This window comes from Acinetobacter sp. RUH 2624, from assembly GCF_000162375.2.
Taxonomy (GTDB): domain Bacteria; phylum Pseudomonadota; class Gammaproteobacteria; order Pseudomonadales; family Moraxellaceae; genus Acinetobacter; species Acinetobacter nosocomialis.
Genome location: NZ_KI391939.1, coordinates 179,257 through 191,641, shown reverse-complemented (window position 1 = coordinate 191,641; position 12,385 = coordinate 179,257). Strand labels below are relative to the sequence as shown.

The following is a 12,385-nucleotide window of genomic DNA, read 5'->3' as shown; positions in this document are numbered from 1 at the left end:
CATTCTGCAAATGGCTGGTTAAGCCCTGAAGCCTTTGAGAAGAAATATTTTAAGAATTTAGAGGGATTTGTTGTCCACGATACTGTCTAGGATCAAATACTCAAAAAAATTAATCAGTTGATTTTAAAAAAATTGTTCATCTAAAATTTAATATTTCAAAGCGAGCCATTTCTATGTCAATTGAAGATTTCTTTATAAAAGACTCTCCCTCTAAGAGATATCTTTTAATGAGCTTAGCCCTATTCATGTTAATAATGGCTTTAATTGCTTACTTTAAGGAAAAATTGGGATTTGAATATGTATTTTCACTTATTGCAGGGTACGCCTTAATATTCTTTATTTTAAAAAATGCAGCATTACCACTTTTCCCCCCACTTACGGAAAAAAGTAGTGATGCAAACGCTATGGCTAGAACAACAATAGCAATTGTTTATATCCTTGCTTTCATAGCTCTAACTATTTCTTATTCTTTATAATTAATTACTCTTCAATTTTCTTGCTTCGCTCTACAGTAATATATTCATTTGGAATCACTAACTGCTTTTCTATATCTTTCACTTTGTAAGAAACTAAAGTACTTTTACCAATGCCTTGAAATAACACTTTAACATCTTTAAAAATAAAGGTTTTATACTGATTCAGCTCCTTAGTTGTTGTTTGTGGCAATTCAATTAAATTTGCATACGGTTCTTTAATATATAAGGTTGCCTTTTCTATTCTTACACCAGTTTTTTCCATAGTGTAATATAAAAAAATTTTGCCCACGTCTTCAATCAAAGACATAAAGATTAGTGGAGTTAGAATAAGAAAAAGAGCTGACTGTATAGAATTTTTAATCCATATTTCTAATTGCTTTAACTTTGTTTCTGCAAAATTTTTTAGATTTTTACTCGCTTTAGGATCATCAATAATTTCTCTTAAATTTTCAAACTTTAAACGGTATTCTTTGACTCTCTTCTGATTAACATAAAAAGCATAATAAGAGAAAGAAATTAGACTTATAGTAATGCCAATATAAGCATTAATTTTCCAATCTAGGAAAAATAAACCACGAATAATGTAGAGAAGGTAAACAGATACGCCCAATGTAATAATACTAATCTTTGGAAATGGAAGTTTTTCTCCGATTTTGATATGAGATGGCAGATATCTATCAACCACACTTAAGATGAAATAAGTCACTGGCAGTAAAGAAATACCAAAGAAAAATAACATCATGCAGAATGCGGTATAAACAATAGAAAAAGCTGCAAAAATCAGTAAAAAAATAAGTGTATCGCCAAAGCTAATTTCTGAAGGGATATAGCTAATTGTTAAAAGGTATGCAACTAAGCACAACACTCCTATTGCAACTATCGCTTTAGTCATTGTCAGCGCAACTTCATGCCACTGCCTCAGATTATTTACACATCTCGTTATAAAGTTGTTCATTTGATCTAACCAAATCTTATAAATTATTTAAGAATCGATGATTACCCTTTCTTAAACCGCTCCCCAGCGGAGTAATCATGTTTTGAAATTTCCCCAATTTTCAGAGTATGTTTTCACATATTATTCAAAAACTATCCGATATATCTCTTTCTTATCAATCGTTTAAAGTTTACTCTCAAAATTTGATAAAGAAATAGATTTTATAAAGTCATATGGCTTATCTAAATTAAATGGAATAACCCGCAGCATAGCTTGATCATTTTGAACATTAAATTTAAAGCAAATTTCGTCTTCAAACTTATTTTTATGATAAGGATAAATTAGAATTACTTCACTGGCATGGTCTAAATAATAATGACTATAGGCAAACATTTGTTGCACATCACTATCTTTCAATCCAAAGCGTCGATTTCGATCATTTTGGTCTAATAATTTCCATTTGGTATCTAAAATAATTTTGTACGGGGAACACTTGTGCTGAATATAAATATCAGGTTTCAATCTAAAAAGTGGTTTTTCATTAAAAGTACAAATATGTTGATTCGATACTTGTGTTTTTACATCCCACTCTTTTAACTCATGATGTAAATGATAAGCAACATAATGCTCAAAAAGTTTTTCCATAGGAAATAGTAAACTCATCCCACGCCAACCACCATGAGTAGATACAGGCATATATTCACTTAAAATCAGCTCAGTCCATGGTCTTATATCTACATATAGTGCGAGTAAACGCCCTGATTGCCACTGCTTGAAATCTTGAACTATATTTTGACTCTTTGGAATTTCTCCAGTCATTAAGCGAAGCTCTTGAGCAAGTTTCCAATTTTTAGAGCTTCGTGTTTTTTTACAAACGACATCTAATGCAGTTTTAATTAACCTATTTTCAGGGCGATCAACTTCATAGATGTCGTGTTCAATCGGAAAAATATGCTTTCTTGCTGGGGATTGTCGCATATGTTTGACATGCAGTAATTGTCCTCTTAAGTACTTTTGTTCTTCCTGAACACGTTGATAATCAAAACGCAAACCATATTGAATAAGTTTTTCAAAATTACAAAGAAACTGTTCTATGATCCACTCATGTATAGGTTGTTTAAAGCGATTTAGGCTAGCTTCCCCAGCATCACGGTATGGTAAATGTAGAGATACTTTGAGCATCTTTTTTAAGAGCTCGCGTTCTTTTTCAATCGCAGTTTGATTAGACTCACTAAGAATTATATCAACATGCTTGGGCAATATTTCAATACGCGTACCACATCTGGTTTCGATAACTCCAACATATTGATCTAGTCTAAGCTTTCTATGCCCAGCTAATTCAAATACTTTTGCCCCATGTTTTGAAAAAGAAGCTGAAAGTTCGCACAAATATTCAAATGCAGATTTAGGAATATAAGCGTGATCGAGTGTTGACTGAGGACATCCATCATAAGCAATACTTATGAAAGCATATTCTCTAACGGTAAAATCAGACATGCCTCTTCTCAATTAATGCTTAATAATCTTTGCAAAGCTTTGAATATTATCAAATTCACTTTCTACCAAATTCCATATTTTTTGTTCATCAAAGAAACCTATTTCTTCTGTATTAACGTTTGGAAAAATCTTTGATCTTTCTAAAGAAGTAGCTTCCAACATACCATTCCTATTTAATACCATATTAATTTTTGACCAATCATCAAAAAAATATTCTTGAAGTTGTGGAATAATTTTTTGTTTAAAAATTTGAGCCAATTCCTCTACTGTCGACTGGCTATTTAGCGACATAAAGTTAGCATGCCCAATGCAATGATCTCGATCCAACAGTACTTCAATACGTTGGTTAATAACTGTAAGCAATTCAGAAATGTTTACAGACATATTCACGCCTTCTTGATTTACGGCATTAATCTGAATAGGTTGTCCATTTTTATCTTTAAGTAAATCTGGTCTAGGTGGCATTTCAATAAAAGTGAATCGACGGCGTAGGGCAACATCTAAACCGGTTAATGAACGGTCAGAAGAGTTCATAGTACCGATAATGTAAAGATTACTTGGTACAGTGAATTCCTGTTTAGAATATGGCAAAGTGACAGATAGTTCTTCTTCTGCCCCTGTACGTTTTGATTCTTCTATTAAAGTAATTAACTCACCAAAAATACGAGAAATATTCCCACGGTTTATTTCATCAATAATTAAAATATAAGGTTCTTGAATATAATCAGATTTATATTTTTCTTTTTTTACTTCTTGGCGTAGCTCTTTCGCGATTGCCCATTCATAACTTTTATTTGCAATTATTTCATCTGATTGATCTTTGAGATATCTAGCAATTGCTGGATGAGATAATGAGGTTGTACTGCCTTTACCCGATACCGCTCGTGCAGCAAGTTTTCCATTTTGGTTTAATCTTAATATAAACTCATAGCCAGTCTTTGTAAAAAATGAAGTTTCCTGTTTTTTGACTTTTTCAATTAACTCATTTAGTGCTTTTTGAATACTCTCATCACTAACGTAATCATCACCAAAATCAATCCTTTCTTTCTCTTTTTTTATATTTTCACAAATTCTTTTAAATATGCCCGATATTATAGGGTAGTGAACAATATATTCATTTTTTTCATTTTTTTTACTTTCTGCACGAATCCCCTCTACAAAATCCTCGTAACTGAAACTTTGATGAAAAGTTACAAACTCTATTCTTCCTTGTTCTCTGTACTCGTCAAACTGTTTTTTTAAAACTTTACGACCAAGTTTTCTTTCTTCGATTAAAATTTTCTCTAAGGAACTATTCTTTATAATTGAAAGTGCATGATTGATCGTATGGTATGTCTTACCTGTACCAGCAGCGCCAAATAAAATACGGTTTAAAGGTTGTGCTATTTCTTCCATTTGACTTACTTCCAGCTTTGATGCTTCCGAGCTATCTTGATTACTTTCATTTAACTCATCCCACCAATTACAAAATGCCTCAAGTTGCTGCATGTTTGTAACTATCACTTGTACAAACTCATCATTTCTTGTGAGTGTTTTTGTACTCTCTAAATTACTATTAGGACTTTTTCCTTTAAGAATTGAATTTACTTGTAATCCTTTTATATATTTAGGTGGTATACATTTAAGAAATAGTCGTGGACTAGATTTATCAAAATTTGTTGTTTCTAAAGCTAATTCATAGTTATATTTATTTTCTATAACAAATAAATATTCAGTATTTTTTTCAAATTCAGGATAACGTTCATGCATATAATCATATGCAATTTGCGTATTAAACTTATCTTTTGGATTTGCTTCCAAATATTTTTGAGTCAAAGCACTATTAAAATCAAATAAGTCCTGATCTCCTTTCTCGCTTATTAATTGCTGGTACGCCTTCTCTATGGTGAAATCTTTATCTTTAAGGCCTACACCAGTTAAATAACGTAATCTTTGCTCAGCAAAAGTTGGAATAATTTTTAAGTTATTTCGATCTTGATATAAAAACGCGATTTTCCACTTCACTGTTTTAATTAGATCTATGTCTTCTATTTTATGAAGATCATTATTCTGAATCGCTTTAATTACAGCTAAAATTTGAGTCTTTACATGCTGAAAAGCACTCTCCTTGGTGCGACCATAAGCAACTCGCCAAGCATATTGATCTTCATAGATATTATTTTTTGTATTTGATTTAGCTGTTTGATCTTTTCTACTATAAATTCCAAATATAAAAGAAGATGTACCCGAAATAGTTGCAAGTGGTTTGGTTCTAAACTCAACCCAATTCATAAATGAATCAGGATCACCAGCTTTGGTATATTCTTCTAATGTCATTGCTTCTACTCGTTGTACAGGCCATGACTCTAAAAACTCATCCCATAATTGATAAAGTTCATTACTATTCATAAATTATTCACTAAATACTATTTATCTATAACTGATTGAGGTACTAATCAGCTTTCCCCTTTTTTAATTTTACGGCACTCAAACTAATTTACCGATTTATTCTCTTTGCTTGCTAATACATCATAAATAATATTCGCAAACTGACGCATCTTAGCTGGATCGCTCATCAACTGCATAGTTTGTTCATTATGTGCAGTATTACTATCTAAAACAGCATCATCTAAAGCACTATCAAACTCCCCCAACATTGCTTGTTCACGAGTATTATTTTGAATTTGTTTCATCATTTTAGTGTTTTCAGACATCTTGTCTGCTACCGTATATACATAATTAATCATGTCCTGATCTGTCAGCTTATCGGTAATAAATACTTCATTTACACGCTGCAAGATGACTGATAAAAATTCTTCATTTTTATTTTTTGGCTTTGCCGTACCCAAATCATTAGCTGGTTCTAATTTATGTTCAGTACTATTGGCTTTAAGTTGGATATCCTGCTGCCGAATCTTAGAGAGTCGATAATGGCTCATAGCAACATTACTTAAGTCAATCACATCTTCATCAGCCGCTTGCTCACGCAATAAAGGACGTAAGTTACGAGCGAATAAACTGATTTTTTCGAGTTCTTTATCGTCATATTCTACAATCTGCGACATAAACTCATAAAAGCGCGTAAAACTACCTAAATCCTTTTTAAAGATTTCGAGTGCATCACGCGCTTTTTTCGCTTCGGCAAATTCATTTTCAGCATTGGCAATTAAAACGGGTTCGCCTGTTCGTTTAGTAATTTCCAAACGATTTTTTGTCACATCATAATCATTAATTGCTTTCGTATAACTTTGCTGCCAACGTTGCATCGCAGGTTTACAGATATTGGCAAGTGCAGCATTGGATTTATTTTTGCTATAGAAAGCATCAACAAATTGTTCAACTTCGGTCATTAAGAAAATACGTGCCGCTTTAAGTTTTTCAGCTAAGTCATAGACAATATCAGGATTAGAAACGTCTGCTAGTTCTGCTGTTTGGTAATAAGGTTGGAACGCATCCAAAATATCTTGCGGATCGTTAAAGAAATCTAGTACAAATGTGCCAGACTCTGCCTTACCAGGATAGATACGATTTAAGCGTGATAAGGTTTGTACACATTCCACACCACCTAATTTTTTATCGACGTACATCGCACAAAGTTTTGGTTGATCAAAACCTGTTTGGAACTTATTTGCCACAATCATTACTTGAAAGTCATCACTATCAAATGCCTTACGCATTTCACGTCCTTTCAAGTTTAGGTTCATATTACTCTCAGTAAATTTTTTCCCAATTAAATGACTACTATCTGCATCATTTTCCGAAAACTCAACCTCACCTGAAAATGCTACCATCGCTTGGATATTGGTATATTTATGTTCTGCCACATATTTATCAAAAGCCTGCTTATAGCGTACCGCTTCTTTTCGTGAACTGGTAACGACCATGGCTTTAGCTTGCCCACCCAATAAGCCCATTACATTCTTTTTAAAATGTTCAATAATCACTCGTACTTTTTGCGAGATATTATGGTCATGTAGACGTACCCATTGATTGAGTTTGATCTTAGCTTTCTTGGCATCAACCTGATCGTCTTTTTCTTCAATCTTTTGCTTAAGCTTATAAATGACTTTATAGTTGGTATAGTTCTTTAGAACATCCAGAATAAACCCTTCCTCAATCGCTTGGCGCATTGAATAGACATGGTAGGCTTCGGGCTTATTGATTTTGGATGGCGGTAGTTCAGGATTCGGCAAACGACCAAAGAGCTGTAATGTTTTATCTTTTGGTGTTGCCGTAAAGGCGTAGAAACTTAAATTTTCACTCCCTTTACGTGAAGCCATGACCGCATCTAATACATCTTCTGAAGTAAGCTGATCATCCTCATCACGCTCCTCAAGCATCAAAGTTTCTTTTAGCTGGCGTGCAGTTGAACCACTTTGCGAAGAATGTGCTTCATCGGCAATTACGGCATATTTACGTTCTTTTAAGCTGGTACTATTTTCAATAGCACGCAGTACAAATGGGAAAGTTTGAATGGTCACAATAATAATTGGCTGCGCCATCTCTAAAGCTTTTGCCAATTTTTCAGATTTGGAACCATCACCTTCTTTATTATTAATTCGTCCGACCACACCGTCAGCATGTTCAAACTGATAAATAGTATCTTGTAGCTGTGCATCGAGAATCGTTCGGTCAGTCACTACAATCACAGAATCGAACATCTTTTTATTGTTAGCATCATATAGGCTAGACAGTTGATGTGCGGTCCATGCAATTGAATTAGATTTACCTGAACCTGCACTGTGCTGGATCAAATATTTTTGTCCTGTGCCTTGTGCCAAGGAGTCTTCGACTAATTTGGTCACGACTTTCCATTGGTGATAACGGGGAAAAATCAGGCTTTCTTTTTTATATTTACGCCCTTCCCAATCTTCTTTTTCTTCAATCTGTAAATGAATAAAGTTACCAATAATATTAAGCAAGCTATCTGGGGTTAGAACTTCATTCCACAGATAACCTGTGGCATATTCATTCACATCTTCAGGTACGTCATTACCTGCCCCCTGTTCTTTGGTGCCTTTGTTAAATGGCAAGAAATAGGTATTGTCACCATTGAGGTGAGTTGCCATATAGACTTCATACTGGCTCACCGCAAAATGTACCAATGCACCTCGTTTAAAGGTCAATAACGGTTCTGGCTTATTGGTTTCAGGGTCTTTTGGCAGACGTGTTTTTTTATATTGTGCCATGGCATTTTGCACGGCTTGTTTAAACTCTGACTTGAGTTCCAGTGTTGCCACAGGAAAGCCATTAATAAACAGGACTAAATCGATGCGCCATTTTTTTGCTTGTTTACCTGTTGCTTCGAGTTCGGCTTTGTTAGCATATGGGCTATACACCAACTCAGGTACAACACGACAAATATTCTGTTTATAAATTTCATTTAAGTGTGGGTTTAAACCATGTTCAGGTTTAAACTGGCAAAATGAAAAGCGTGTACCACGGGTTTTCAGTCCATGACGCAATACGCCCAAAGTCCCATAACTGCGGGATTCAATATCTGTGGCGTTAATGTCCGCTTTCTTAAGCTGTGCTACGACGGTATCTAAAAAATGACGCTCAGTATCATTGGGGAAAATACTTTTAAATTTTTGCCACTCTAAGTCTTGGGTCTTTTGTACAAAGTCTAAAACATCTTGCTCATAAAGTGCTTTTTCACGGTTGTAGCCCTGCGCTGAACCCACCTGCCAACCGCGGCTTTGCATTTGATCAATAATATCTTTCTGGAAAATCGTTTCTAAAGTTACATCTGATCTCATGCACTTAACTCCATGTTATCTTGATTATTATTTTTATTCAAATGTTGCCAGTTACGAACGTCAATTTTACCTGTTACGACTGCTGAAATAAGGGCTGTACGGCGTTCTTGCATGAGTTGAATAGCCTTTTCAGCCGATCCCATTAACTTAGAGAAATGATCAATTTTCTTTTTGATGTCTACAACAATTTTCTTAATTTCATTTTCAGGTGGAATTGCTATCGGAATAGCTTTGACGATATCTGTATTTAAGTTTGGTTGCCCTGAACCTTGCTTAACTCTTTCACGTAAATCATTTGTCAAAATGGATAAATAAAAATAAGCATACTCTATGTCTATTTTTAAATCCTCAAATCCAACTACACCATCGTTTGCATTAGCATTGATAGACAAGATTTTAGGAACTCCAAGTGTTGCACCACTATTCGAAAGCAACAAAGTGCCTGATTGAAAAACTCGACACTGCTCACTACCTTTCTTTGTCAGGAAAGTTTCTGTACTTGTAAGATATAGCTCATCATCCTTTGTAATTTCGGCAACTGTTACCCATGGTGAATAATCACCATTAAACAATGCTGGATCACCAGCAGGACGTGGCGAACCACCACGGACTACTTGAGAAATATAACCAAATTTACTCACAGTCCAATGCTCAGGCACTTCCCCTAACCATTCCACACCTGAATCTTTCATCGGTACATTTGGATTTAAACCTTTAGTCACAGCATGACTAATCACTGCTTGGCGTTTTTCTTTAAGCAGTGCAATCAACTCTTCTTGTTTGGCAATAAGGGTATCAATTTTTGCGGTTTCATGGTCGAGATATTGTCTAATTTTGACTTGTTCAGATAAAGAAGGATAAGGGACTTTAAGTTTTTTTAATTCACCTAAGTTAATCCTAATACGTGTTGTGCCTGTTGAAACGAGTTCAGCGTTTTCCCTTACACAATCTGAATTAATCGCCCAAATTAAAAAATTTAAATCCACTAATTCTAAGTCAGGGCTTAATTTGACACAGTCTGCAACAATTACGTATTCATCATATTCATCTGATACAACGGCTGCTCTAGCCACTGGCTCAGCCATTTTAGCTATCACTATGTCTTGAGGTAATGCTAAGTGTCGAATCAAATCTATTTTTTTATTTTGCGAGATAAATTTCATGTTGCGAAGAATATGCTTTCCATCTCGTATGTTATTTAATTGGATTAAAGGTATACCTTCATCCAAATAATCATCCGATTTTAAATCTGAACCAAAAGGTCCGTCTACAAAAGCATTTTTTGTTTGCATAGAAAGAAAGCCCAACCGCTTTTCTTGCCAGTGCGAAGGTAATTCAGTTTTAAAATAATCACTATATTTGAATTCAGAATAGCTCATCATTAAGAATGCACCTCTTGCAGCAGTGCCATAATTTCACGGCTCACCGCATCTAAGTCAGCATCGATCTCCGCCAAATCACGTGGCGGTTGATACACATAAAAATGACGGTTAAACGGAATCTCATAACCGACTATGCCAATCTCGCCATCCTGTGCATCACGCTTATCGGCATTAATCCATGCATCAGGCACATGCAGTTGTACTTCACGCTTAAAATAAGACTCAATTAAATCGATGGTGCTTTGGCTTGGGTGGTCAAGCGCAATATTTTCTGCATCACGCAAATCGCCATCCTGTACAAACTCAACTACTTTAGCTTTATAGCTAAACTGACCATATAGCGGGTTTTCTTTACCCTTAATCACTTTATTAATGCATGGTTCAGCTTCTGGATTTTTCCAAGTGACGGCATCCAAGAACTGCTTTTTCTCTTTGCCTTCGAGTTTAATGCTACTGTCTTTTAAAGCCTGTTTAAGTAGCTCATCAAAGATATTAAAATCATCAAACTGTGCTGTACCGATCTTGGTTTGTAAGCTTTGTGCTTTACGCATTAAAGCCCGTTGTTCAAGCCAGAGTTTTGGCTCAAGTACAGTTTTAATATCTTTTTCTTTCAGTTCGCTAAATTCAGCTTTAATCAGAGCACGAATTTCAACTTGAGCATCGTCACTCAACTGCCCATAGCTTGTCTCAGTCCAATCTTTGCCATAGCTTTCATAGACTTTTTGCATCACGGCATTAAATGGCTTAGGCGCAAAACGTAAAGTTGCAATTCGGTCATCAGACAATTGCGCTGATAAACGTAACGGACGTTCAATGGTCACACGGCGATAGCCAAACTCATAGCTGTTAAAAATTTTGCTTGAGAATGGTTTTTGCTGTTCACTTTCACCATCTAAAGTCAGTGTATCTACTGCTTCAAACGCGCCATAGTTTTGGGTAATTGTCCTAATTTCTGATTCTGTTAGATAGTTACGCTTTGAACCAAGTGACTTACGCATTTTCGAGCTGAGGTTCGACGCATTAATTAAATGCACTTTGCCTTTACGTTCAGCATCTTTCTTATTGCTGAGCACCCAAACATAGGTCGCAATACCTGTGTTATAGAACATGTCTGTAGGTAAGGCGATTATCGCTTCGAGCAAATCCGCTTCTAAAATATAACGACGAATTTCACTTTCACCACTGCCAGCACTACCTGTAAACAATGGTGAACCATTTAAAATAATTCCAATACGGCTGCCTTGACCAGTGCTATCCACATCGCGCATCTTGCTAATCAAATGCATCAAGAACAACAGTGAACCATCAGATACACGGGGTAAACCAGCTCCAAAACGACCATTAAAGCCCTTTTGTTGGTGCTCATCTTTAATCTCGTCTTCAATCTTTTTCCAGTCCACACCAAATGGAGGGTTAGACAGCATATAGTCAAACTTTTCATAAGCGAGTTGGTCGTTAGATAATGTGTTTCCGAGCTTAATATTACGGACATCCTGCCCTTTAATGAGCATATCCGCTTTACAAATGGCATAAGACTCTGGATTCAATTCCTGACCAAAAACACGCATCACTGCTTCAGGATTATGTTCATAAACATATTCCGTACCTGAGGATAAGAAACCACCTGTTCCAGCAGTTGGGTCATAAATGGTTCGAATCACACCCTCTTTATTTAAGGCATCATCATCTTGGCTAAAAATTAGGCCAGTGGTGAGTCGTACAATATCTCGTGGAGTAAAGTGCTCCCCTGCGGTTTCATTCGAACTTTCAGCAAAACGTCGAATAAGTTCTTCAAATACTAAGCCCATATCATGGTTAGAAATATTTTCTGGACTTAAATCGGTTGAAGCAAATTTCTGAATGACTTTATAAAGTAAGTTTGCATCATCCAGTAAACCCGTAAACTCATCAAACTTAAAATGTTCAAAGATTTCACGCGCATCTTTTGAGAAGTGTTGAATGTAATTACCAAGATTTGCTCGAATATTCTTTTGCCCTAAACTACTCAAGTCAAGCTCTGAGGTATTAAAAAAAGATAGGCCATCTGTTGCTTTTAATAAAATTTTTTCTTTTGCTTCTTCTGGTAAAGGCATAGCCTTCACTTTCTCATTTGCCTCTAAAACACTGGCTTTACTAGATTCAAATACACATTCTAAACGGCGTAGTAATGTAAAAGGTAAAATTACTCTCCCATACTGAAATTGCTTAAAATCTCCTCGTAATAGGTCAGCAACAGACCAAATAAAAGCAGCAACCTGAGAAAAGTTCGTATTTGTCATGTTTACTAAAACCTTATGTACAACCGTTAATTTTAATTGGTCAATAAAAAAGCCCCAAATAATTAATATTTGGGGCTTT

At 35.3% G+C, this 12,385-nt stretch carries 7 protein-coding genes; 1 reads left to right on the top strand and 6 read right to left on the bottom strand.

Features of this window, described 5'->3' with window-relative positions:
• The first annotated feature begins 173 nt into the window (after nucleotides 1-173).
• Nucleotides 174-476, top strand: a complete 303-nt coding sequence (locus HMPREF0014_RS07640; protein WP_004888323.1) for a hypothetical protein — start codon at nucleotides 174-176, stop codon at nucleotides 474-476.
• Between the two features lie 4 nt (nucleotides 477-480).
• Here the strand turns inward: HMPREF0014_RS07640 and HMPREF0014_RS07635 are convergent, their stop codons facing one another.
• The 6 genes from HMPREF0014_RS07635 to HMPREF0014_RS07610 all read right to left on the bottom strand — a co-directional run bounded on the left by HMPREF0014_RS07635 (nucleotide 481) and on the right by HMPREF0014_RS07610 (nucleotide 12,306).
• Entirely contained in the window at nucleotides 481-1,431 is a 951-nt protein-coding gene (locus HMPREF0014_RS07635) for a hypothetical protein (protein WP_006581380.1), read from the bottom strand.
• Nucleotides 1,432-1,593: 162 nt separating this feature from the next.
• A complete protein-coding gene (locus tag HMPREF0014_RS07630) occupies nucleotides 1,594-2,907 on the bottom strand; it encodes an McrC family protein (protein ID WP_004888326.1) in 1,314 nt (437 codons plus the stop codon).
• A 12-nt stretch (nucleotides 2,908-2,919) separates the two neighbouring features.
• The gene (locus HMPREF0014_RS07625; RefSeq protein ID WP_004888328.1) at nucleotides 2,920-5,295 is read right to left on the bottom strand and encodes an AAA family ATPase; all 2,376 of its coding nucleotides are present in this window, start codon (nucleotides 5,293-5,295) and stop codon (nucleotides 2,920-2,922) included.
• A gap of 83 nt (nucleotides 5,296-5,378) precedes the next feature.
• The gene (locus HMPREF0014_RS07620) at nucleotides 5,379-8,645 is read right to left on the bottom strand and encodes a DEAD/DEAH box helicase family protein (RefSeq protein ID WP_004888331.1); all 3,267 of its coding nucleotides are present in this window, start codon (nucleotides 8,643-8,645) and stop codon (nucleotides 5,379-5,381) included.
• Nucleotides 8,642-10,027, bottom strand: coding sequence for a restriction endonuclease subunit S (locus HMPREF0014_RS07615; RefSeq protein ID WP_004888343.1), 1,386 nt, complete (start codon nucleotides 10,025-10,027; stop codon nucleotides 8,642-8,644). The genes HMPREF0014_RS07620 and HMPREF0014_RS07615 overlap by 4 nt, the downstream gene beginning before the upstream one ends.
• The gene (locus tag HMPREF0014_RS07610) at nucleotides 10,027-12,306 is read right to left on the bottom strand and encodes a class I SAM-dependent DNA methyltransferase (RefSeq protein ID WP_006581381.1); all 2,280 of its coding nucleotides are present in this window, start codon (nucleotides 12,304-12,306) and stop codon (nucleotides 10,027-10,029) included. The genes HMPREF0014_RS07615 and HMPREF0014_RS07610 overlap by 1 nt, the downstream gene beginning before the upstream one ends.
• Nucleotides 12,307-12,385: the final 79 nt, after the last annotated feature.